The sequence below is a fragment of the Actinocrinis puniceicyclus genome (assembly GCF_018283645.1).
GTDB classification, from domain to species: Bacteria; Actinomycetota; Actinomycetes; order Streptomycetales; family Catenulisporaceae; genus Actinocrinis; species Actinocrinis puniceicyclus.
On record NZ_JAGSXH010000057.1, the window covers coordinates 16,331 to 38,957 of the forward strand.

20 protein-coding genes are annotated in these 22,627 nt (G+C 71.5%); 7 read left to right on the plus strand and 13 right to left on the minus strand.

The features are described 5' to 3' along the window. Positions 1-46 precede the first annotated feature (46 nt). From KGA66_RS16660 to KGA66_RS16670, 3 genes are all read left to right on the plus strand, one after another. Complete coding sequence (locus KGA66_RS16660) at positions 47-1,015, plus strand: segregation and condensation protein A (protein ID WP_312886947.1); 969 nt, start codon at positions 47-49, stop codon at positions 1,013-1,015. Positions 1,016-1,653: 638 nt separating this feature from the next. After that, the gene (scpB, locus tag KGA66_RS32105; RefSeq protein ID WP_246507972.1) at positions 1,654-2,190 is read left to right on the plus strand and encodes an SMC-Scp complex subunit ScpB; all 537 of its coding nucleotides are present in this window, start codon (positions 1,654-1,656) and stop codon (positions 2,188-2,190) included. Between the two features lie 56 nt (positions 2,191-2,246). Then, the gene (locus KGA66_RS16670; protein ID WP_211469051.1) at positions 2,247-3,008 is read left to right on the plus strand and encodes a pseudouridine synthase; all 762 of its coding nucleotides are present in this window, start codon (positions 2,247-2,249) and stop codon (positions 3,006-3,008) included. A gap of 70 nt (positions 3,009-3,078) precedes the next feature. On the opposite strand, the gene KGA66_RS16675 is transcribed toward KGA66_RS16670, so the two are convergent. After that, the gene (locus tag KGA66_RS16675) at positions 3,079-4,428 is read right to left on the minus strand and encodes an MFS transporter (RefSeq protein ID WP_211469052.1); all 1,350 of its coding nucleotides are present in this window, start codon (positions 4,426-4,428) and stop codon (positions 3,079-3,081) included. Between the two features lie 212 nt (positions 4,429-4,640). Here KGA66_RS16675 and KGA66_RS16680 point away from each other — a divergent pair, with 212 nt between their 5' ends. Next, complete coding sequence (locus KGA66_RS16680) at positions 4,641-5,627, plus strand: helix-turn-helix transcriptional regulator (protein ID WP_211469053.1); 987 nt, start codon at positions 4,641-4,643, stop codon at positions 5,625-5,627. Here KGA66_RS16680 and KGA66_RS16685 read toward each other — a convergent pair. From KGA66_RS16685 to KGA66_RS16725, 9 genes are all read right to left on the minus strand, one after another. Next, a complete protein-coding gene (locus tag KGA66_RS16685) occupies positions 5,602-6,756 on the minus strand; it encodes a glycosyltransferase (RefSeq protein ID WP_211469054.1) in 1,155 nt (384 codons plus the stop codon). The two genes, KGA66_RS16680 and KGA66_RS16685, sit on opposite strands and share 26 nt — an antisense overlap. A gap of 96 nt (positions 6,757-6,852) precedes the next feature. After that, positions 6,853-8,790, minus strand: coding sequence for a murein biosynthesis integral membrane protein MurJ (gene murJ / locus KGA66_RS16690; protein ID WP_211469055.1), 1,938 nt, complete (start codon positions 8,788-8,790; stop codon positions 6,853-6,855). Next, complete coding sequence (locus tag KGA66_RS16695; protein ID WP_211469056.1) at positions 8,783-9,658, minus strand: hypothetical protein; 876 nt, start codon at positions 9,656-9,658, stop codon at positions 8,783-8,785. Before KGA66_RS16695 ends, murJ begins: the two co-directional genes overlap by 8 nt. 68 nt (positions 9,659-9,726) lie before the next feature. Beyond that, on the minus strand, positions 9,727-10,779 hold the full coding sequence (locus KGA66_RS16700; protein WP_211469057.1) for a copper transporter: 1,053 nt from the start codon (positions 10,777-10,779) through the stop codon (positions 9,727-9,729). After that, positions 10,776-11,975 (minus strand): putative cytokinetic ring protein SteA, encoded by a 1,200-nt coding sequence (gene steA, locus KGA66_RS16705; protein ID WP_211469058.1) that lies wholly within the window; start codon positions 11,973-11,975, stop codon positions 10,776-10,778. The genes KGA66_RS16700 and steA overlap by 4 nt, the downstream gene beginning before the upstream one ends. A gap of 153 nt (positions 11,976-12,128) precedes the next feature. Continuing rightward, positions 12,129-13,937 (minus strand): DNA repair protein RecN, encoded by a 1,809-nt coding sequence (gene recN, locus KGA66_RS16710; RefSeq protein WP_211469070.1) that lies wholly within the window; start codon positions 13,935-13,937, stop codon positions 12,129-12,131. A gap of 62 nt (positions 13,938-13,999) precedes the next feature. Next, a complete protein-coding gene (locus tag KGA66_RS16715; RefSeq protein ID WP_211469059.1) occupies positions 14,000-14,935 on the minus strand; it encodes an NAD kinase in 936 nt (311 codons plus the stop codon). Next, the gene (locus KGA66_RS16720) at positions 14,932-15,813 is read right to left on the minus strand and encodes a TlyA family RNA methyltransferase (RefSeq protein WP_211469060.1); all 882 of its coding nucleotides are present in this window, start codon (positions 15,811-15,813) and stop codon (positions 14,932-14,934) included. Before KGA66_RS16720 ends, KGA66_RS16715 begins: the two co-directional genes overlap by 4 nt. A 254-nt stretch (positions 15,814-16,067) precedes the next feature. Beyond that, positions 16,068-16,334, minus strand: coding sequence for a hypothetical protein (locus KGA66_RS16725; RefSeq protein ID WP_211469061.1), 267 nt, complete (start codon positions 16,332-16,334; stop codon positions 16,068-16,070). 132 nt (positions 16,335-16,466) lie between these two features. On the opposite strand from KGA66_RS16725, the gene KGA66_RS16730 reads away from it, so the two are divergent. Then, the gene (locus tag KGA66_RS16730; protein ID WP_312886950.1) at positions 16,467-16,817 is read left to right on the plus strand and encodes a sterol-binding protein; all 351 of its coding nucleotides are present in this window, start codon (positions 16,467-16,469) and stop codon (positions 16,815-16,817) included. A gap of 61 nt (positions 16,818-16,878) precedes the next feature. Here KGA66_RS16730 and KGA66_RS16735 read toward each other — a convergent pair whose 3' ends face one another. Both KGA66_RS16735 and KGA66_RS31080 read right to left on the minus strand, forming a co-directional pair. Next, a complete protein-coding gene (locus KGA66_RS16735) occupies positions 16,879-17,748 on the minus strand; it encodes an HAD-IIA family hydrolase (RefSeq protein ID WP_369015889.1) in 870 nt (289 codons plus the stop codon). A 111-nt stretch (positions 17,749-17,859) separates the two neighbouring features. Next, on the minus strand, positions 17,860-18,339 hold the full coding sequence (locus tag KGA66_RS31080; protein WP_312886952.1) for a tetratricopeptide repeat protein: 480 nt from the start codon (positions 18,337-18,339) through the stop codon (positions 17,860-17,862). 127 nt (positions 18,340-18,466) lie between these two features. On the opposite strand from KGA66_RS31080, the gene KGA66_RS16745 reads away from it, so the two are divergent. Then, a complete protein-coding gene (locus tag KGA66_RS16745; RefSeq protein WP_246507970.1) occupies positions 18,467-19,756 on the plus strand; it encodes a DUF1015 family protein in 1,290 nt (429 codons plus the stop codon). 206 nt (positions 19,757-19,962) lie between these two features. Here KGA66_RS16745 and KGA66_RS16750 read toward each other — a convergent pair whose 3' ends face one another. After that, positions 19,963-20,814 (minus strand): tetratricopeptide repeat protein, encoded by an 852-nt coding sequence (locus tag KGA66_RS16750; RefSeq protein ID WP_211469065.1) that lies wholly within the window; start codon positions 20,812-20,814, stop codon positions 19,963-19,965. On the opposite strand from KGA66_RS16750, the gene KGA66_RS16755 reads away from it, so the two are divergent. Beyond that, complete coding sequence (locus KGA66_RS16755; protein ID WP_211469066.1) at positions 20,788-22,395, plus strand: hypothetical protein; 1,608 nt, start codon at positions 20,788-20,790, stop codon at positions 22,393-22,395. The genes KGA66_RS16750 and KGA66_RS16755 overlap by 27 nt on opposite strands. The last annotated feature ends 232 nt before the right edge of the window (positions 22,396-22,627 follow it).

Below are 22,627 nucleotides of genomic sequence, written 5' to 3' on the forward strand. Positions count from 1 at the left end.
GCGCCAGGCCCGGTAGCTGCCCATCCGGCGTAATAGAGTTGAGTTCGTGGAACCGAGCGAGCCCGTGCCGACGGCCGAAGGCGTGCCGGCGGCCGAGCCCGCCGCCGCGCCGGCCGGGTTCGACGCGCCGGTTCCGGGCGACGCGCTGACCGGGCGCGGCAGCCGGGCCAACTCGTTCCAGGTGCACCTCGAAGAGTTCGAGGGCCCCTTCGACCTGCTGTTGAGCCTGATCGCCAAGCACAAGCTGGACGTGACCACGCTTGCGCTCTCGAAGGTGACCGACGAGTTCATCGCCTTCATCCACAGCAAGGGCTCGAACTGGGACCTGGACCAGGCCAGTGAGTTCCTGCTGGTCGCGGCGACGCTGTTGGACCTGAAGGCGGCCCGGCTGCTGCCCGCCGCCGAGGTCGAGGACGAGGAGGACCTGGCCCTGCTGGAGGCGCGCGACCTGCTGTTCGCGCGGCTGTTGCAGTACCGGGCGTACAAGCAGGTCGCCGCGGAACTGGCCGCCCGCTACGCCTTCGGTTCGCTGCGCCATCCGCGTTCGGTGCCGCTGGAGCCGGTGTTCAAGGAGTTGCTACCCGAGGTCCTGATCAGCCTGTCCGCGGAGCAGTTCGCGGCGCTGGCCGTGCGGGCGATGACGCCGCGTCAGCCGCCGACGGTCTCCATCGAGCACATCCACCAGATCAGCGTCTCGATCCGGGAGCAGGCGAACGTGATCGCGCAGAAGCTGCGCAGGTTGCGCACCGCGACCTTCCGCACCCTGATCGCCGACGCGCCCGACATGATCCACATCGTGGCCCGGTTCCTGGCGCTGCTGGAGTTGTTCCGGGAGAAGGCGGTCGGCTTCGACCAGCTGGACCCGTTCGGGGAGCTGACGGTGCGTTGGACCGGCAGCGACGACGGCGAGATCGACGTCGAGGAGGAGTTCGACGGCAGCCCGGCGCCGGACGCGGAACGAGCCGCCGAGCTGACCGTGATACCGGCACAACGCACGCAGGAGGAACCCGAGTGAGCACCAACGGCGAGACGCAACCCGGCGGCGGGGCCGCGTTCTGGGCGGCGCTCGGCGTGCGGATAGAGCCCGAGCCGGAACAGGAACACGAGCACGACCCGGAGCCGCAGCAACCGCCGGAGGTCGCGCGGGCGACGCAGGAGCCGCCGGAGCGATCCGCCACGACCGACACCGTGACCGAACCCGAAGCCGAAGCCGACTCAGAAACCGACTCAGAAACCGACGCCGTCCCGCAGGAGCCGTACGAAGGGCAGCGACCAACCGTCGGCGAGGCGGCTGCCGCTGAGCAGGGCGCCAGTGAAGCGGACGCCGGTGAGCAGGGCGCCGGCGAACCGGGAGAGGCTGAACACGCGAACGACGCGCAACCAGCCCCCGCCCAGGAGCAGGCCGACACCGGCACCCGGCCCGCCGACACCGGCACCCGGCCCGCCGCCGCCGCCACATCGGGCCAGGCATCGCTCGACGAGGTCGAACCGCAGGAGGGCGAGGTGGTCGACGGTCTCGCCACGCTGAACGCCACGCTCGCGCAGAACCGCAGCGCCCGGCAGTACGCAGCGCACCCCGAGCCTGCCTGGCAGCTGGCCGGAGAGCTCTCCGGAGCGCTACCGCCGCTCAAGGCGTGCCTCGAAGCGATCCTGATGGTGGTCGACGAGCCGGTCACCGACGTCCTGCTGGCCCAGGTCGTCGAACGGCCCAAGGGCGAGGTCGCCGAGGCGCTGCGCGAACTGGCCGAGGAGTACACCGCGCAGGGCCGCGGCTTCGAACTGCGAGAGGTCGGCGTCGGCGAGGCGGCACGCGGCTCCGCGGCGGTCTCCACCGGCTGGCGGATGTACTCGCGCACCGAGTGCGCCCCGGTGGTCGAGCGCTTCGTGCGTGACGGCCAGCAGGCCAAGCTAACCCAGGCCGCTTTGGAGACACTGGCCGTGGTGGCCTATCGTCAGCCGGTCAGCCGCTCGAAGGTCTCCGCGATCCGCGGGGTCAACTGTGACGGCGTGATGCGGACCCTGCTGGCCCGCGGACTGGTCGAGGAATGCGGCACCGAGCACGAGACCGGCGCCCTGCTGTACCAGACCACCGGGTACTTCCTCGAGCGGATGGGTCTCAAGAGCCTGGACGAACTGCCGGATCTCGCTCCGCTGCTGCCCACCGCAGCGGAGATGGAAGACGAGACCTGACCGGCGCCCGACCGGCGATGTACGAGGTATGACGTTCTGATGCGATGGAGACGAAGATGGAACGGCGCGCGACGCCCTTGCACGATCCCAACGAGGAGGGCGTGCGCCTGCAGAAAGTCCTGGCCGCAGCCGGCGTCGGCTCGCGCCGCGCCTGCGAGGAGCTGATCGACCAAGGCCGGGTCAGCGTGGACGGCAAGCGGGTACGCACACAGGGCATGCGTGTGGACCCGGAGAAGGCGATCATCCACGTGGACGGAATGCGCGTCGCCTCCGCGTCCGACTCGGTCTATCTCGCGGTCAACAAACCGCAGGGCGTGCTCTCGACCATGACGGACCCGGAGGGCCGCCCGAACCTCGGCGACCTGGTGGAGGGCCGCGCGCAGCGGCTGTTCCACGTCGGGCGCCTCGACGCCGAGACCGAGGGTCTCATCCTGCTGATGAACGACGGCGAGTTGGCGCACCGGCTGACGCACCCGTCCTACGGCGTGCAGAAGACCTATCTCGCGCAGGTCGAGGGCGTCATCCCGCGCGACCTCGGCCGGCGGCTGCGCCAGGGCATCGAACTGGAGGACGGTCTCGCGCGGGTCGACAGCTTCAAGATGGTGGACGCGGTCGGCCGGCACGCCCTGGTCGAGGTGGTGCTGCACGAAGGCCGCAAGCACATCGTGCGCCGACTGCTCGCGGAGGCCGGATTCCCGGTGAAGCGGCTGGTGCGCACCCGTTTCGGCCCGGTCTCGCTCGGCGACCAGCGCCCCGGCAAGGTGCGCGGCCTGACCCGCGAGGAGATCGGCTCGCTGTACAAGGCCGTCGGCATGTAAGTGGCCTGATCTGGTCTTGACGGATGGTTCCGGACGCGGCTGCACGCGGCCGCGTCCGGAACGAGGGCGCTCAGCGAACCCTGCTCAGCCGGATCGCCAGCAGCGCCCCGAGCAGCGCGATGGCGCCCGCGACCACGAGCACCGCCGAGACGGCGTGCGCGGACGCGTGGAGGTGTGCCTGGGCGAGCAGGTTCAGGAACAGCGTGCCGAACGTGGCGATCCCGACCACCTGGCTGACCTGCGCCGTCGTGGAGATCACGCCGCTGGCGTCGGCGGCGTCCGAGACCGGGATGCGCGAGAGCATCACACCCAGCAGCGGGCTGTAGGCCAGGCCGAGGCCGGCGCCGTTGACAGCCTGCAGGATCCACCGGGCCAGACCGCCGGTGGTGCCGCCGTGCAGCACACCAGCCAGGGCGAACGAACTGAGCGCGACGACCACGAGACCCGCGACGACCAGCCACGGGTACCAGCGCGCCGGCAGTCTGCGCCACCGCATCGAGACCACGAAGATGGCCCCGGCCGCGGGCGCCCCGGCCAGGCCCGCGTCCAACGCGGAGAAGCCCAGCGCCCCCTGCAGGTGCAGCGTGAGCGCGAAGAACATCCCGGTCATCACGGCCATCACCAAGAACATCAGGCCGATCGAGAGCGCGAAGCCGGGCAGCGCCAGCGTGCGGCCGGGGATGATCGGCGTCCCGCGGCGCCGCTCCAGCCGGCGCTCCACGGTCACGAACGCGGCCACGCCGAGCGCGCTGGCGGCCAGCAGCAGCCAGCCCCACAGCGGCCAGTGCTCGTCGTGGCCGAGCACCAGCGGCACCACGAACGCCAGCACGGTCGGGGTCAGCACCGCGACCCCGACCGGGTCGAGACCGCGCCCCGGCTCGCCCCGGTCCTTCGGCAGCACCCGGCCGCTGATCACCAGGGCGGCCAGGCCGATCGGAACGTTCACCAGGAACGCGGGCCGCCACGTCGAGCCGAACAGGTTCGCGCTGACCAGCAGGCCGCCGACGACCTGCCCGACCGCCGCGCCACCCGCGATGACCGCGGTGTACATGCTCGTGGCGCGCATCCGGGCTGGTCCGCTGAACGTGCGCTGGATGATGGACAACACCTGCGGCACCATCGCGGCCGCGCCGACACCCTGCAGGCCGCGGAAGGCGATCAGCCCGCCGATGTCGGGCGCCAGCCCGCAGGCGAGGGAGGCGGCGGTGAACAGGGCCAGCCCCGCGCGGAACATCCGGCCGTGGCCCCACAGGTCGCCCAGGCGCGCACCGGTCACGATCAGGACGGCGTAGGTGATGGTGTACCCGGACACCGACAGTTGCAGCCCGGCGCCGGTGGCGTGCAACTCGTTGTGAATCGTCGGCAGCGCGACGTTGACGACCGCGACATCGAGCACTGCCATGAACATCGCGATGAGCACGGTCCACAGCAGCGGACCTCTGGCATCCGCGGAGGGAGCAGCCGCAGTGGGCCCCCGGGGCGCCGCGCCGGGAGCGGCCTGGGTTACTTGCGAAACGGTCGAGCTTGACATGCGATGAGCTTCACGTACCGCTGATCCTGTTACCAAGAGCCTGCTTATCCTGGTACCGATACCACCTGGATCAACGCGCGCGCATCGGTGAAGATGGTGCCATGGCGGTCCCCACCATCACCGACGGCGCTCCCGTCGATCACGCCCCCGGCGGATCTCGCCCCCGCGACCGGCACGAGACCCAGTTCCTGTCCCGGCAGGCTGGGAAAGTGCGGCGCACCGAGCTTGGCACCTTTCTGCGCAGCCGCCGCGAGCGGCTGACCCCCGAGGGTGTCGGCCTGCCGCCGAGCCTGCGGCGGCGCACGCCCGGCCTGCGGCGAGAGGAGGTCGCTCAGCTCGCCGGCGTCGGGGTGACCTGGTACACGTGGCTGGAACAGGGCCGGCCGATCAACGCCAGTACACAGGTTCTCGACTCGATCGCCAGGGCCCTGCGCCTCGACCCCGACGAGCACACCCATCTGTACCGGCTCGCCGACGTGCCCTCGCTCGCTCAGGTGGCCACGCCCCGGTGCACCGTCGACCCGGAGGTGCAGCAGATCCTCGACGAACTCTCGTCCATCGCCTGCGCGCTCAACGAGCGGTTCGACGTGCTGGCGTGGAACGCCGCCTATCAGCGGCTGTTTCCGGGCATCGCGAACTTCCGCGGCAAGTACCGCAACAGCGTGTGGAGCATCTTCACCTCGCCGGGCTGCTGCCACCCCTATGTCAACCGGACCGAGGAGTCGCCGCGTCTGGTCGCGACGCTGCGCGCCGCGTACGCGCACCACGTCGGCGAACCGTACTGGGAGCAGTTCATCAAGGACCTGCTGGAGCGCAGCCAGCAGTTCGCCACCCTCTGGGCGCAGCACGAGGTGGCCGGCTACGGCACGAGAATCAAGATTTTCAATCACCCGGCGGTCGGCCCGCTGCGGCTGAAGTCGACGAGCCTGGGCGTCCACGCCACACCCGGCACCCGCGTGATCGTCTACCTGCCTGACGACGACGACACCGCGCAGGGACTGCGCAGGCTCGAAAACGACTGCTCGGCCAGTACGTGGCCCCCGCTGCCCTGCGGTCACAGCTTCATGGAGTCACTGAGCTCGCAGTAGAAAGCGCCGAATAGAGCGCACGCAATATGCTGACGCACTGCTCGGCGTCAGGCCAGGCGCGCGCGCGTTCACGGCCCAGCCCGGCGAGCCGGGCGCGGTCGTCCGGGTACTGCGCCAGTCGCTGGACCGCGATCGCGATCTCGTGCGGGTCGCGGGGCGGAACCAGGATCGCCGCGTCACCCACCAGTTCCGGCGTGCCGCCGACCGCGGTGGCGACCACGGGCACCCCTGCCCGCATCGCCTCCTGGACGACGAGCGCGCGGGCCTCCCAGGCGGAGGAGAGCACGAGGATGTCGGCGGCGGCGAGCAGATCCGCGACATCCGTCCGGTGACCCAGGAACTGCGCGTCGAGCCCCCAGCGCCCGACGTCGGCCTGAAGCTGTTCGCGCAGCGGCCCGTCCCCCGCGACGACGAGGCGGGGCACCGACTGCGGAGACTGCGTCAACTCCCAGGCGTCCTGCCATATCCGGACCGCCTGAAGCAGCGTCGCGTAGTCCTTCTGCGGGGCGAGGCGTCCAACCGCGAGAACGAGTACCCGGTCAGCTCTGTCAGGCCCGCCCACGCCGAGTTCGGCGCGGACCGCGGCGCGTCCCCGAGTCGGTTCAGGCAACTGCGGCGCCGGTACCGGACCGAGTCGCGCGTCACGGGCGCCGAGTTCGCGCGCACGCTCCACCAGATCCGCTGATGCCCCGAACACGACGTTCGCACGCCGTACCGCCAACTGCTCCAACCGCCTGAGCAGCCGTGCCTTGACGCCGACGGCGAGCATGGCGTTGTGCAGCGTGACAACGCTGGGGATGCGGCCCGGCCGACCACGGCCCAGCGCGAGCGCGGTCAGCGCACCCGCACGCACCCCGTGGGCGTGTACGACGTCCGCTTCCGCCCGGACCAGCGCCGCCCGCAGAGTCCTGACGGCGGCCGCGTCCCGCAGCGGGTTGAGCGCGGCCGCGATGGGCACGGGGCAAAAGCGCGCGCCGGCCTTGACGAACCCGAAGCTCTCCTCGGTCTGCGCCGGTCCCAGCACCGTCACCGTGTCGCCGCGCTCGACCAGCCCCGCCGCCAGATCGCGCACATGCGCGCCGATACCGCCGACACTGGTCCCGAGTACCAACGCGATACGCATAGTCATAAGCGCTCTTCCGACGCGCCGAAGCGTTCAGCGGGCTGTCGGCGCCCCCGTGCCACCCGCGTGCCGAAAGCCGTCACGACCGCTCCTCCAGCGCGTTCATCGGCCACGCCCACGTCCCCGCGCCGCCCCGGCTCTCGCCGAGGACCAGCGCACCGCGCGCGCCAGCAGCGGCCGCAGGTCTCCGTCATCAAACGCCAGGCTCACCGCGGCGAACACGCCGAGAGCCAGCAGCGCGCACAGCGCGCCGGTCGCCACCGCCGGCGCCGACCCGGTCGGGCCGATCCACCCGGCCACCAGCCAGCCGGCCGCGCCCGCCGCCACCGCGGCCGTCACGCCGACCACGGCGGCCCGCGGCAGCCCGGTGAACGTGCCGGGCCCGGTGCGCCTGCGGGCGGCCGTCAGCAGCAGCGCCCCGGCGACGGTCATACCGCACGCGTTGCCGAGGCCGAGCGCGGCCACGGCCTGCCGCGGCGGAAAGCGCCAGATCAGCACCCAGTCCGCGGCCAACACGGTCAGCCAGCCGATCACGGTGGCGACCGCGGCGTCCCGGCCGTGTCCTCCCGCGTACAGCACCCGGCCGAAGTGCGCGATCGCCGCGTAGCCGGGCAGCCCGAGCGAAAAGGCGACCAACCCGTACGCCATCATCGACGGGCGCGGACCCGTCGGCGCGGAGATGAACAGGTACGCCATCGGCCACGCGGTGGCCACGAGCAGGGCCGCGCCGGCGCAGGCCGCGATCAGGACCGCGCGGCTGGTGGTGGCCACACCGGCGCGGAAGCCGGCGAGGTCTCCGCTGTCCGCGCGTGCCGCCAGATCGGTGAACGCGGTGGTCGCGATCGGCACCGCGAGCACGGCGTAGGGCAGCACGAACACCGCCCAACTGAACGTGTACACCGTCAGCGAACCCGTAGCCGCGCGCGTGTGGCTGGTGAGCAGGACGACGCCGAGCACGACGACGTTCTGCGCCGCGAGCGTCGCGACGCCGGCCAGCGCCAGATTCCGGGCGCGCCGAGCCACCCCGGAGGGGAAGCGCAGCCGCGGCCGCACACGCAGCCCGGTGCGGCGTACCGCGGGCAGGAGGCTGAGTGCGAGGGTGGCCACGCCCAGCGTCGTGCCCAGGCCGAGGAACAGCTCGGAGCGATAGCCGAGCGCGCCGAGCGCGCCGCCCGCCGCCGTCGGATCGAGCGCGCCGAAGAGCAGGTAAGTGGTGACCACCACGACGCTTGAAAGCAGCGGAGCGAGGGCTGGCGAAAGGAAACGCCGGTCGGACTGCAAGGTCGCGGACAGGACCACGGCGACGCCGTAGAGCGGGATCTGCGGTAAGAACAACACCAGGAAGCGGCTGACGGTGGCCGCATAGGCACCGACCGGCGCGTGGTTGCCGGCCAGCAGCTGGCCCAGCTGACCCGAGATCGCGACCCCGATCAGGCTCAGCGGCAACAGCACCGCCAGCGTCCAGGTCAGCAGAGCGGAGATGATCGATTCGGCCTGGGCCTTCTCGCCGCGCGCGAGCGGACCGGCCAGCAGCGGGACCGCGACGCTGGCGAGCGCGCCGCCGGCGACGATGTCGAACACCGTATTCGGGATCTGGTTCGCGGTGTTGTACGCGTCCGCGAGCGCCTGTGTGCCGACGGTGTGCGAAAACGCAAGCGTGCGCAGGAATCCGACGGTGCGTGAGAGTACCGTGACCGCCGCGATGAGCGCTGCACCACCCGCTACGGAGCGCACCGCCGCACGACGCTGGGCCGCCCGCCGGGCCACGGCGAGGCCGTCCGTGTTTTCACCGCCATCGGCGAGCACCGCTGCCGAGCTGTACCGCACAGATTCCCGGTCCATAGCCCCGTCTCGATCGCCCGCGACCTGCTTGTCGCGCGCCACCCTGTGATCGAGCGCCACCCCCTGGTCGAACACCGACCCGCCTTCGCAGCGCCCTACCCCGTCCCCCTCGGCGGCAACCAGGCGCGTGTCGATCGGCGCGACGGGCTGAACCAGCGGATCGTCGACGGACGGCAACGGGGCGGGGCGGTCAGGCACGTCGGCCGAGTCCGTCCAGGGCTCGCAGCGGCGCGGTGCTCGCGATCACCTTCGTGAACGAGACCTTCTCGCTGGCCAGCGTGAGCGCGGTGAGCGCGGCGGCGCGCCACACCAGCCCGGCGCGCGACGCGGACGCCGCAGCGGCCGTCCCGAGCACCGCCCCGAGCGCGTTCGCTCCCGCGTCGCCGAGCATGGCCCGCTCATCCAGGTCCTCCGGCAGCAACGCCAGCGCCGCGCCCAGACCCGCGCAGCGCACCGCAGCCGCGCCCGGGGCCGCCCCGTCGCGCAGCAGCGCCGGTGCGGCGCCGATGCAGGCGGCCTTGATGGCGCGGCCGGGGCGCAGGTCGAACAGGTTCACCACGTTGGCCGCCGCCGCGATCGTCACCCCGGCCAGCAGCTTGTCGGTGAGCGTGTCGGCCGGGCCGCGCCGCACCAGCGCGCCGGCCAGCAGTCCCGCGCCGCCGATGCCGACGATCTTCACGCCGCCGGTGGTCAGCTCACCCTGCATGAGGGCCTTGACATGGCCGCGCATGCCGCGGCGGTCGCCGTTTCCGCACAGATCGTCGTACACGCCGAACGCGCCCGCTGCGGCCGCGGCGCCCATCGCCGCGGTGCGCAGCCCGCTCGGCACTCCCGGGGTGATCGCGAGCGCGGCCGCGGCGCCGACGGCGTAGGCCGGGCCTTCGAGAAGGGTGACCGGCTCGCCGCGGTGGTTGGTGCGGTTCCACCGTTTCGGATCGCGGCCCGGGCCGGCGCCTTCCGCAACCGCCGCGCGCGCCGCCGAGAAGGCGAGGCGGGCCGCGCCCGCGCCGACGGCCGCGGCGAGCAGCTTGGGTGCCGTGGTGGAGATTGCGGCCGCGATACCCATGGGCCTGATCCGTTCTGTCTCGGTCCGCAGCGTGGGCGCCGCTGCGGAGGCGGGCGGCTGTGCGAGCGCTAACTCGCGCTCGGTGAGGGTGCCGGCAGCAGTTTCGGCAGTTTCGGCAACGGGCCGTCTGTGGTGCCGGTGGTTCCGTAGTGGCCCGCCGGAGCGGCCGCGTTCCGGCTCTCGCCGTAGAGCACGAAGACCACGGCGACCTGCCCGATGGTGCTGTCGGTGTCATCGACGGTGGAGACCGTCTTGGTGGCCGCCGCGTCCTTGAGGACCGCGGTGATGAGGCCGCCGGCTCCCGCAGCCGGCGCGGAGCCGCCGATCACCGGCCCGGCGCCCGCGGCGCGCAACGCCTGCGCGAGCGAGAGGTACAGGCTGTTCTGCGGATCCGGCGCGGGGTCCAGCGGCGCCGCCATGAAGGCCGCGGTCGGCTTCACCGGGTTCGTCGCGGAAGGCATCACGGTCACGCTGATCACGCCGATGCTCTTGAACGCCTGGACGGTCCGGACCGCCCAGGCGGCGGTCATCGCGGCCGGCACCGCGTTCGGCGTCGCCGATGCCGAAGGCGAGGCCGCCGGCGACGCCGAGGCGCTCCCGGCGGCTGCGCCGGTCGCCGCGCTCTGCACGGTCAGCGCCTCGACCAGCAGGTTGATCGCCTGGGCCACCGGGTCGCCGCCGGGCACCTTCTGCCCGAGCGGCGCGTAGTTGGCCACCAGGTCCTGAAGCGAGGCCACGCTGCTCGGGTCGGCGAAGGTCGGGTTGACGGTGATGTCCGCGGTGATCGTCGCCGCGGCCTGTTTGGTCAGCGCCAGCACCGAGTTCACCGCCCCCGGGTCGTAACCGGCGGCCCGCACCACCACCACCGCGTCGTTGAACAGCTGGTTGTTGACCAGGTTGTCCTTCGTGCCGTCGATGTAGTCCTGCATGTGCTGGTTGTCGGCGCTCAGCGAGAACTGCTTGGTCTCCAGGCGGTTCTTGGCGTTGTTGGCGCTGGTGATCTGCCCGTTGAGGAAGTCGACCTGCGCCTTGGGCAGGAAAGACGCACCGAGCACGAGCCCGACGGTCAGCGCGAGGAACACCGCGATGATCGACACGACGTGGTACCGGAAGTCGATCACGAGAACAGTCCCTGCACCCAGAACACGAACGAGTCCCAGTACCCGCGCAGGACCTCCCAGTACAGCCCGCCGAGCGGGGAGACCAGGGCCGTGGCGACCACGGTCACCAGAGCCGCGCCGATCAGCAGCAGCAGCGAGCCGGTGGAGATCTGGCTGCGGTAGAGCCGGGAGACGCCCTTGGCGTCGACGAGCTTGCCGCCGACCCGCAGTCTCGTCAGGAAGGTCGAGGCCATGCCGCCGCGGCCCTTGTCCAGGAACTCGACGAGGTTCGCGTGGGTGCCGACCGCGACGATGAGCTTGGCGCCCTTGTCGTCTGCGAGCAGCATCGCCACATCCTCGCTGGTCCCCGCCGCCGGGAAGACGACGCACTCGCGGCCCAGCGCGCTCATCCGCTCCAGGCCCGGGGCGCGCCCGTCCCGGTAGGCGTGCACAACCACCTCGGCGCCACAGGTCAGCGCTTCGTCCGAGACCGAGTCCATGTCGCCGACGATCATATGCGGCTTGTAGCCGGCCTCCAGAATCGCGTCGGCGCCGCCGTCCACGCCGATCAGGATCGGGCGGTATTCGCGGATGTAAGGGCGCAGCGTCTTGAGATCCTCCCGGAAGTGGTAGCCGCGCACCACGATCAGCACGTGCTTGTCGTCGAAGTCGGTGCGCACGTCCGGTACGCCCACGCCGTCGAGCAGCAGATCCCGCTCCTTGCGCAGGTACTCCATCGTGTTCTGGACGAAGGCCTCGAGCTGCTCGGAAAGCCCGGCGCGGGCCTCCTCCATCGCGGTCAGGATCGCGGGAAGGTTGAGCAGCTTGCCCGCGGCCAGCGGGGTGTCGCCGCGGAAGAGCACGTTGCCTTCGACGCGCAGCCGCTCGCCGTCCCGCGCCAGCGTCATCACGTGCGGGCCGACGTCGTCGATCAGGGGGATTCCGGCCGAGACGATGATCTCCGGGCCGAGGTTCGGATAGCGCCCGCTGATCGACGCGGAGGCGTTGACCACGGCCGCGGGGCGGCGGGCGACCAGGGCCTCCGCGGCGATCCGGTCGATGTCCTGGTGGTCGATGACCGCGATCTCGCCCGGCCGCAGCCGCTTGGTCAGGTTCTTGGTGCGCCGGTCCACGCGCGCGACGCCGTCCGCGGCCGGCCCGGGCCGCGGTTCGGCCCGCTCAGCCGCGCGCTCGGGCGGGCGCACGGTGATCCTCATCGGGACAATCCTGCCAGGCCCGTGCGGCCTGACACGTCCCACTGCACCAGTTCTTAACACGCCTTCAGCCGGTCGTGACGGGGTTGTTACGTGAGCGGGCTCGTTTTTCCATGGCGCCGTCCCGGTTCCATCGCGCCTGGACGCCGCCCGGCTTCACCGCCGTTCGGCGTGCGCGGCCGCGAGCAACTCCTCGGCGTGCGCCTGGCCAAGCTCGGAGTCTTCCAGGCCGGAGAGCATACGCGCCAATTCGCGTCTGCGCTCGGCGTCGTCGAGCACCGTCACCCCCGAGGAGGTGATGGAACCGTCGCTCTCCTTGCGCACCAGCAACTGGCGGTCCGCGAACGCGGCCACCTGCGGAAGATGCGTGACCACGATGACCTGCGCGGTCCGCGCCAGCCTGGCCAGCCGCCGGCCGACCTCGACCGCGGCCTTGCCGCCGACTCCGGCGTCGACCTCGTCGAAGACGAAGGTGGGCACCGGGTCGGCGCCCGCGAAGACCACCTCGACGGCGAGCATCACGCGGGAGAGTTCGCCGCCCGAGGCGCCCTTGGCGATCGGCAGGAAGGGGGCGCCGGGATGCGACGCGAGGCGCAGTTCCACGTCGTCGACGCCGTTGGGTCCGAAAGCGACCAGCCGCTGCGCGCCGCTGTCCGGATACGGCACGGGCAGCGCCGAGGAGGTGTCGGCGCTCGCGGGCAGTTCCCGCTGCGCGACGTGCACCGCGATCCGCGCGTGCGGCATCGCCAGCTCGGCGAGTTCGCCGGTCACGGCCGCGGCGAACTTCTCGGCGGCGGCCCGGCGCGCGGCGGAGACCTCGGCGGCGTGGTCCGCCAGCCGCGCCCGCAGTTCGTCGCGCCGCGCGGTCAGCGTCTCGATCCGGTCGTCGTCCCCGTCGAGCTCGGCAAGGCGCCCGGCCGCCTGCTCGGCCCAGGCCAGCACGTCGTCGAGGGTCGGCCCGTGCCGCCGGCACAGGTGCTCCAGGTCGGCGATGCGCTGGTTGACCACCTCGAGCCGCACCGGGTCCGCCTCGATACCGGCCAGGTAACCGGCCAGGTCGGTCGCGGTCTCGGTCAGCTGCCAGTAAAGCTCCTCAAGGCGCGCGGCGATCGGCGCGATCGCCGCGTCGTCACCGCGCACCTGCTCCACCGCGCGGCGGGCGGCGTTCACCAGCGAGCAGGCGTCGCCACCGACCGCCGCGTCGTCGCTCGACAACAGCGCCTCGTGCGCGCTCGCGGCGGCCGCGCGCAGCGATTCGGCGCTGCCGAGCCGCTGCGCTTCGGCGGCCAGCTTCTCCAGTTCCCCGGCGACCGGCTCGACCTTGTCGAACTCCGCGAGGCCGTAGCGCAGCGCATCCGCCTCCTGCGCGCGTTCACGCGCCTGGGTGGTCAACTCGCCCAGTTGCGCCGCCACGTCGCGGTACTGCTGGTAGGCAGCGCGGTACTCGCCCAGCGGGCGGGATACGGCGTCCCCGGCGTAGCGGTCCAGCGAGGCGCGCTGCCGGGCCGGTTGCAGCAGCCGCTGCTGTGCGGACTGGCCGTGCATCGCGATCAGGTCCTCGCCCAGGTCCGCCAGCACGGAAACCGGCACGGCCTGGCCGCCCAGGTGCGCGCGCGAACGCACCGAGGCGTTCTGACCGGAGCCCTGCCCGCCGACGACGCGGGCGAGCAGCAGTTCGGCCCGCGCGCCGCCGTCCGCGCCCGGCTCCGCGGGGTCTATCGCCGCGCCCGTCTCGGCCGCCCGGCGCGCGACGGCGCCCTCGGCGGGGATCAGCACCCGGCCCTCGATCACCGCCCGGTCTGCGCCCGGCCGGATCCGCGTGGTCTCCGCGCGGCCGCCGAACAGCAGATCCAGCCCGCTGACGACCATGGTCTTGCCGGCGCCGGTCTCACCGGTAACGGCGGTGAAGCCGGGCGACAACTCCAGTACGGCGTCCTCGATCACGCCGAGGCCGCGGATGCGCATCTGCTCCAGCACACTCGTGAGATTAGCGGAACTGCCGGACATCGGACCGCTCGAAACAGCCGTCAATCCCGTGCGCGCCAGCCGTCCACCGGCAGCCCGAACTTGGCCACCAGCCGGTCGGTGAACGGCGCGTCGTGCAGCCTGGCCAGACGCACCGAGCGCTCGCCCCTGCGCACCTCGACGCGGGCACGGTACGGAAGGTCGAGCGTGCGGCGCCCATCGCACCAGAGCACCGCGCTGCCCTCCGGCCCCACCGCCCAGCCGTCCTCGATCTCGACCGCCAGCAGCGAGGTCGGCGCGGCCACCAGCGGCCGGGCGAACAGCGCGTGCGCGGAGATCGGGACCAGCAGCAGCGCCTCTACCTCCGGCCAGACCACCGGTCCGCCGCCGGAGAACGCGTACGCGGTGGACCCGGTCGGCGTCGCGCACACCACCCCGTCGCAGCCCCAGCGCGACAGCGGCCGCCCGTCGATCTCGATCAGGACCTCGATCATGCGTGCCCGCGAGCGTTTCTCCACGCTGGCCTCGTTCAGCGCCCAGGTGTGCCCGATCACACGCCCGCCTTGGAGCACCATCACGTCGAGCGTCATACGCTCCTCGACCTCGTACCGTTGCTCCACGATGCGTTCGACGACCTCGTGCAGGTCCTCCAATTCCGCCTCGGCAAGGAAGCCGACCCGGCCGAGGTTGACCCCGAGCAACGGGATGTCGGCCTCGCGGGCCAGTTCCGCGCCGCGCAGCAGCGTCCCGTCGCCGCCGAGCACCACGACCAGTTCGCAGTCGTCCACCGCGTGCCGGTCGTCCGGCACGATCCAGGCGGTCGGCCCGAAGTCCACGCCGTCCACTTCTCCGGCGAGCACCCGCACCTCGACCCCGGCCGCCGAAAGCCAGTGCGCGACCTTGCGCGCCGCGTCCTTGGCCTCTTTGCGGCCGGTGTGGGTGATCAGCAGGACGCTGCGCTTGGGCCGCTCGCCGCCGCTGCTGTCGTCGACCGTCACGCGCGCTCCCTATGTCCGTCGCCATGTCTGTCCCCACGCGGGTACACGCTCGCCGCGGCCCCGGCGGGCCCCTCGGCGACAGCGTGCGCCAACTGCTCTTCGTCCAGCGGCACGGCACCTGCGCGCAGCCACACGAAGTACTCCACGTTGCCGCTCGGGCCGGGCAGCGGGCTCGCGGTCACCCCGAGCACGCCGAGCCCGAGCGCCCACGCGGCCGCGGCCACGGTACGTACCGCGTCCGCGTGCAGCGCGGGGTCGCGCACCACACCGCCGGCACCGAGCCGTTCCCGGCCCACCTCGAACTGCGGCTTGACCATGAGCGCGAGGTCCGCGTCCGGCCTGGCGCAGCGCACGAGAGCGGGCAGGACCAGCGTCAGCGAGATGAACGACAGGTCGCCGACGATGAGTTCCGCGGCCTCGCCGCCGATCTGCTCCAACGTCAGATCGCGCACGTTGGTTCGATCCACCACCACAACGCGCGGATCGGTCCGCAAACGCCAGGCCAGTTGCCCGTAACCGACATCGACCGCGACGACTTGCCGGGCGCCCGCGCGCAGCAGCACGTCGGTGAAGCCCCCGGTGGACGCTCCGGCGTCCAGACAGCGGCGTCCCTGCACGGAAAGTCCCTGCGGACCGAACGCCGCCAGGGCGCCGGCGAGCTTGTGGCCGCCGCGCGACGCGTATTCGATCTCTGCGTCCTGCGCGCTCACGACGACGATCGCAGCGGAGGTCTCGACCTGGGTGGCCGGCTTCGCCGCCGCCTGGCCGCCGATGGTGACGCGCCCGGCCGCGATCAACTCGACCGCCTGCTCCCGCGAGCGGGCCAGCCCGCGCCGGACCAGTTCGGCGTCAAGTCGCCGCCGGGGCTGTCCCGCCATCTCGATCCCGTCCAGCCGTGCCGTACCGAGACCGTCTGCGTCCCGGGTGTGTGTCTAGTGTCCCGCGCCGGAAATCCGTCGCATGACTCTGCTCGACCTGGCTGCGCAGGTCCGGTCATCCGCGCCCGGCTGGCAAGGCGCCGGAACACCCTCGCGGTGCTCAATCAACGCAGTGGGTCGTCTGCGGGTGTTTCGGCAACGCGGCCAGGCGGGATGCGGGGGCCGATTTTCACGGCGGATTTCGGCGCGGGACACTAGCTTGCCGCGTCCTGCCGGTCGATCTGCGCCAGTGCGTCCTGGAGTCGCTGGTGGATGCCGTCGTACAACTCCGGGTGCGCCCCGGTCTGCAGTTCGGGCAGTTCGCGCAGCCGCTCCAGTGCCGCGTCGACATCGGGGTGACCCGTCGGCTCGGGTTCCGGGACTGCGGCGAACAGATCCGGCGCGTCCGGAGCGGGCGTACGCGGCGGCATCTCTTGGCGCATGGCCGTGCCGTCGGTGCGAACCACGCCCTCTGTGTCCATGCTGCCCGCCGTCCTCTCGCCCAGCCAGTGTCTTTAGGCACTGCCCAGGCAGTGCCCGCGTCCGCCGCTGCTTCTGGCTGTACTCCCTGACCGTACCGCGTGGCGCGGCCCACTGGATGTAGGGTGCCAGCCGTGGCGACCGAGAACGAATGCGCCGCGGCCCTGGACCGGCTGGCCGCGAAGATGGGCGGCCTTGACGAGGGCAGCCGCGACCGGCACCGGCTTGAGCGCACGGTGAGCTGTCACGTGCCGGACCTGGAGACGACCTTTCACGGCTTGCTCAAGGACGCGCGGCTGCTGAACGTCGTCGCCTACACGGACGGGGCCGAGGTACCGCAGGCGCAGATCCGGCTGACGATACCGAGCGACGAGTTGCTGATGCTGGTCGACGGCGGGCTGAACTTCATCTCCGCGTGGACTTCGGGCCGGATAAAGGTCAACGCCTCCTTCGGCGACCTGATCCGGCTGCGCAAGATCTTCTGACCCGGTTCATCCCAGCGGCCGCGGCGCCCACCGCAGTGAGCCACCGCGGCTGCCGCGGCCGTCATCCCTCACGCCAGTCGGTGATCAGCCGATTCGGCTCCAGCAGTGCGCGCAGGTCCTCGGCCAGGTAGGTCGGCTGTTGCTCTTCGGGCGCCTTTCGCACGTCCGGCAGCCGGGTCACGCCGGTGAGCACGAGCAGCGAGTCGACGCCGGCCCGGTTCGCGCCCTCGATGTCCGTGTCCAGGCGGTCTCCGACCACCAGCGGCCGGCGTGCTCGGGTCCGGATCATGGTCTCGCGGTGCAGTGCGGGCTCCGGCTTGCCGGCCACAGTCGGCCACGTCCCCGTCGCTGCGGCGACCGCGCCGACGAGAGCGCCGTTGCCGGGAGCGATCCCCCGCGCGGTGGGCATCGTCCGGTCCGTGTTCGCCGCGAACCAGGGCACGCCCTGCTCGACCGCGTATGCGGCCTCCGCGAGTTCCTTCCATGACGTGTCCGGCCGGTATCCCTGCACCACGGCGGCGGGGGTGTCCTCGGCGCTGTCGACCAGAGTCAGCCCGTGCTCCAGCAGTGCCTGTCGCAGCCCTTCGCCGCCTATGACCAGGATGGGCGCACCTTGTGGCACCTGTTCGGCGATCAACCGGGCAACCGCCTGCGCGGCCGTGACGACGTCCGAGGGTTCCGCCGGCAGCCCCAGTTGCCGCAGGTGTGCGGCGACCGCGTCCGGCGTACGCGACGCGTTGTTCGTGACATACGCGAGGTGCATCCCCGCGTCGGCGGCGGAAAGCAGCGTGGGCACCGCGTGCGGGACGGCGTCTTTGCCTCGGTATACGACTCCGTCGAGGTCGAGGAGAGCCGTGTCATAGAGCGAGGCGAGCGGTTGCCGCCCCGCCCGCTCCTCCTGCCGGGCGGTCGTTTCGGCCGCGGCGGCCACACCTTCGATATTCGTCACAATGAGTGATTGTCTCATGGGCCGCGGAGCGGGCCGGGCGGCCGCTTGGCCGATGACTCGACTCGAAGCGTTCGGGCGAGACGGCACGTAAAGTCACGACCGGCCCCGCTTCCCCGCTGCCGCCCGGGAACGCACCGTCGCTCGCGCCCCACGCAGCGCCTGCGTGTAGTACCGCACGTCCGGGCGCATCGCCGCGGCCACAGCCAGGTGCGTTACGGCCATCTCGTAGTCGCCGAGACGCGCGGCCGCCAGGCCCCAGCCGAACTGGGCGTAATCGTCGTCCGGGTCGGCCTCCGCGATTGTGCGGAACGCGTCGGCCGCGTCCTCGTATTGCTCGGCGTCGAACTGCGCCCGGGCCAGCGCTTCGAGGATCAGGCGGGAACGCGGCATCCGTTCCGCCGCGCGCGTAAGCAGCTGGGTCGCCGCAGCCGGGTTGCCGCTGTCGAGGAACTGGACGCCGCGCTGGTACCAGTCGTTGACCTCCCCGGAGAGGGCGGACTCGTCAAGCGGCTCACCATGTCCCGTCGACCGCTCCCGCGCCGCGTGGTCATGCCACTGCGCACTCTCAGCCACTTCGTGCCTCCCGGAGTTCGATCCGTCCGTTGTTAACCGCTGTTCCCGTCTTTCCCGAGCTGTCACATCAGGCTCGGTCGTGGTCGTGTCCGTCAGTCGCGTCGGCAGCACCCCATAGCATTTGCATATGAATCCTGCTCCGGACGCCGCTTTCCCGCGCGCCGACGTGCAGGGACGGCTCTCGCTCGTCCCGTTCCGCGGTCTGCGGTTCGATCGCGCCAAGGTCGGCGACCCGGCGGCAGTCATATCGCCACCGTACGACATGATCGACCCAATTCAGGCACACCGACTTGCCCTCAGCGGCACCCATAACGTCGTTCGGCTCACCCTTCCGGAGCTCGACGAGCCCGACCCGCGGCTCAAGTACCGCCGTGCGGCCCGCACGCTGCGTGAGTGGCGCGAGGAGGGCGCCCTCGTCCTGGACCCGCTTCCCGCGCTCTACGTCTATGAGCAGACCGGCCCGGCAGGGCACCAACGCGGCCTGATCGGGGCCTTGGAGCTGCCGGCCGACGACGCGGGGCCGGTACTCCCGCACGAGGACGTCGTGGACGGCGTGGTCGCGGATCGCCAGGCGCTCATGCATGCGACGGGTGCCAATCCGGAGCCGATCCTGCTCACGTACGAGGGTGGTGGACCTGCCTCCGATCTGGTGGAGCAGTACGCGGGCGGTTGCGAGCCGCTGGTCGAGGCGGCGACCGCGGATGGCACACACCACCGGCTGTGGTCGATCACGGACCCGCGGGAACTGGCGGTCATCGCGCGGGATCTGGCGCCGCGCCGCTCGCTGATCGCTGATGGGCATCACCGCTATGCCGCCTATCAGCGGCTGGCAGCGCTGGGCCGTCCGGGCTCGGATCGCGGTTTGGCGCTGCTGGTCGACTCGAAGCGCCATGCGCTGCGCGTACGCGGGATACATCGCTGGATTCCGGATCTGCCGGTCGCCGCGGCCATTGCGGCCGCCGCGGAGTTCTTCACGGTGACGCCGGTCTCGGGTGGTTACCGTGCGGCGCTGGACGAGCTCGACCGGATCGGGCCGGAGCGTGTCGCGATGGCGGCGGTCGACCGTCAACGCGCGTGGATCATCGCCGATCCCAAGCCGGAGCTGGTGGCCGAGTCGATTCCCGGCGACCGGCCGGAGTCCTGGCGTCTGTTGGACGCCACGGTGCTGCACCTCGCGCTCGCCCGCACGGTGTGGAAGGTGCCGGACACGGCGGACCATATCCGCTTCGACCATGACGCGCGCAACGCGGTCATCGAGGCGCAGCGCCATCACGGCCTGGCGGTGCTGCTGCGCCCGGTGGCGGAGGCGACGGTCCTGGATCTCGCGGCGGCCGGGGTGCGGATGCCGCGCAAGTCCACCGCGTTCGCCCCCAAACCGGCCACCGGTCTGGTGCTACGGCTGCTCGACGCGGACTGAGTGCCGACTGTCCGGGACGGGTCGCGGGCTGGCCGGCAACGGGAACGGGAACGGGCGGAACCGGTAAGTCCGGTCCCGCCCGTGTTCTTCTCCACGCGTCAGGCGAACGCCACGATCGCTGGGCCAATGCCTCCGGCAGTCAACCGCGGCGCGATCGCTGCGTTCGCGATGCGTCCGGCCCAGAACCTAGCGGCCGCTACGCGTCGTCACTGTTCCTCGTCATGTTCCGGGTCGGGGCCGACATGCTGCTCAGCTGCCGGTCCGGCCGCGTCGTGCACATCGTGAGCTTCGGGCCGGACGGCGTCTTCTTCGTCCTCTTCGTCCTCGTCGTCGTCCTCGTCGTCGTCCTCGTCGTCGTCCTCGTCGTCGTCCTCGTCGTCGTCCTCGTCCGCGAGCGCGTCGTCATGCTCGGTTTCGGGTTCCGCGTCAGGGTCGAGAGCGTCCTCGTCGTCGTCCTCCTCGACCTCGTCGAAGGTGAGTCCGTCGAGTTCGGCCAGCCTCTCGCCGGCGCCGGTGAGGCCTTCCGGGTCTACCTCGCTCGCGCGGGCGAACCACTCGCGGGCCTCGTCCTCCCGGTCGGCATCCAGCAGTGCTTCCGCGTACGCGTAGCGAAGCCGCGCGGTCCACGGCTCCGGCGTCGCGGACGTCAGGTCGGCGCCCTGCAGCAGGACCACGGCCGCGTCCGGCTGACCCAGATCGCGGCGTGCACCGGCGGCGACGATGCGCAGTTCGATCTGCGTGGCCTTGTCCAGTTCCTTGGCCTCCGGAGCCTGCGCCATCTCCAGCGCCTTCTCGGGTCGGCCGAGGCCGCGCTCGCAGTCGGCCATCACGGCCCACTGGTGATTGGATCCCGTGATTCGGCGGGCGGCGCGCAACTCGGCGAGCGCTTCCGCGTAGCGGTCCGAGAGGTAGGCGGCGAGCCCGAGGGCTTCTCGAGTGGCGGCCAGGCGCGGCGCGAGGCGCTGTGCGGCGCGAGCGTGGGCGTAGGCCTTCTCCGGGTCCTCTTCGACGAGCCGGCCCGCCATCACCAGATGGCCGCCGACGAGTTCCGCCTTCATGCGTACGAGGGTCCGCAGCTCGGCGCGGATGTCTGCGTCCAGTTCCGAGGTGTCGACGTCGTCGGGCAGCGCGACTTCGTCCAGGGATTCGGCCGCGCCACCGGGCTTCGCCGAGTCGGCGACCGCAGGGCGTGCCCCACGCTCACGGTCCCGGTCACCGAAATGAGGGCGCTCCTCGCGACGCTGGAAACCACGATCCCCACCACGGTCGTCGCGACGCTGGAAACCGCCACGGTCGCCGCCGCGATCACGGTCAAAACCGCCACGATCACGGTCGCCGAAACGAGGACGCTCGTCACGCTGCCCCGGACCACTACGGTCATCACGACGCTGGAAACCACGATCCCCACCACGGTCCCCGCCACGATCACGGTCGAAACCACCGCGCCGGTCATCACGCTGGCCGAAGCCGCCACGGTCTCCACCGCGGTCATCACGGCGCTGGAAGCCGCCGCGATCGGCGCCACGGTCTCCACCGCGATCACGATCGAAACCGCCACGGTCCCGATCACCGAAACGCGGACGCTCGTCACGCTGCCCCGGACCACTACGGTCATCACGACGCTGAAAACCACCACGATCCCCACCACGGTCCCCGCCACGATCACGGTCGAAACCACCGCGCCGGTCATCACGCTGGCCGAAGCCGCCACGGTCATCACGACGCTGGAAACCGCCACGCTCGGCACCGCGGTCGCCACCACGATCACGATCGAAACCGCCGCGATCCCGATCACCGAAACGCGGACGCTCGTCACGCTGCCCCGGACCACTACGGTCATCACGACGCTGAAAACCACCACGATCCCCGCCGCGATCCCCACCACGATCACGGTCAAAACCGCCGCGATCCCCACCACGATCACGGTCAAAACCGCCGCGATCCCCACCGCGGTCGTCACGACGCTGGAAACCGCCACGGTCCCGATCACCGAAACGAGGACGCTCGTCACGCTGCCCCGGACCACTACGGTCATCACGACGCTGGAAGCCGCCACGATCCCCGCCACGATCACGATCAAAGCCGCCGCGCCGGTCATCACGCTGACCGGGAGCGCCGCGATCATCACGACGCTGGAAACCGCCACGCTCGGCACCGCGGTCGCCACCACGATCACGATCGAAACCGCCACGGTCCCGATCACCGAAACGAGGACGCTCGTCACGCTGGCCGGCACCGCCACGATCGTCACGACGCTGGAAACCACGGTCGCCGCCGCGATCACGGTCGCCGAAACGCGGCCGGTCATCACGCTGACCGGGAGCGCCGCGATCGTCGCGACGCTGGAAACCGCCACGCTCGGCACCGCGGTCGCCACCACGATCACGGTCGAATCCACCCCGATCGGCACCGCGATCCCGCTGCTCATATCCGGGACGGCGCTCACCATAGGAGGGGCGGTCGCCGTAACGCGCGCGGGACGAGTTCGAATCCCCGCGGTCGCTGCCGGGGCGACCTCCCGCGCCCACGTCACGGCCTCCGTCGCGCGGCTGTTCGTCGCGTCCCCGTCGCCCTTGTCCGGCAACACGCTTGTTCCCCGTGGGACGGCCCGTGGTCGGGCGGCGGGGACGGCCGGATGAGGAGGTGGACATGCGGTTCAGGGCTCCTGTCGTGGTACTACAACGAACTACGTCGCTGTGGGACTGCTGCAAAAAAAACCAGTTGGTGACCAACGCACGCCGGGCGGGCGCATCCGCCTATTCTCACCCACGCGCTCACGCCGTGGCCAATCGAGCGGCGCACGGCCCGGCAAGGGCGGCTGAGCTGGGTTGGTGCGTGCGGCCGGCTGGTGGTGTGGGCGGGGTTGGGGCC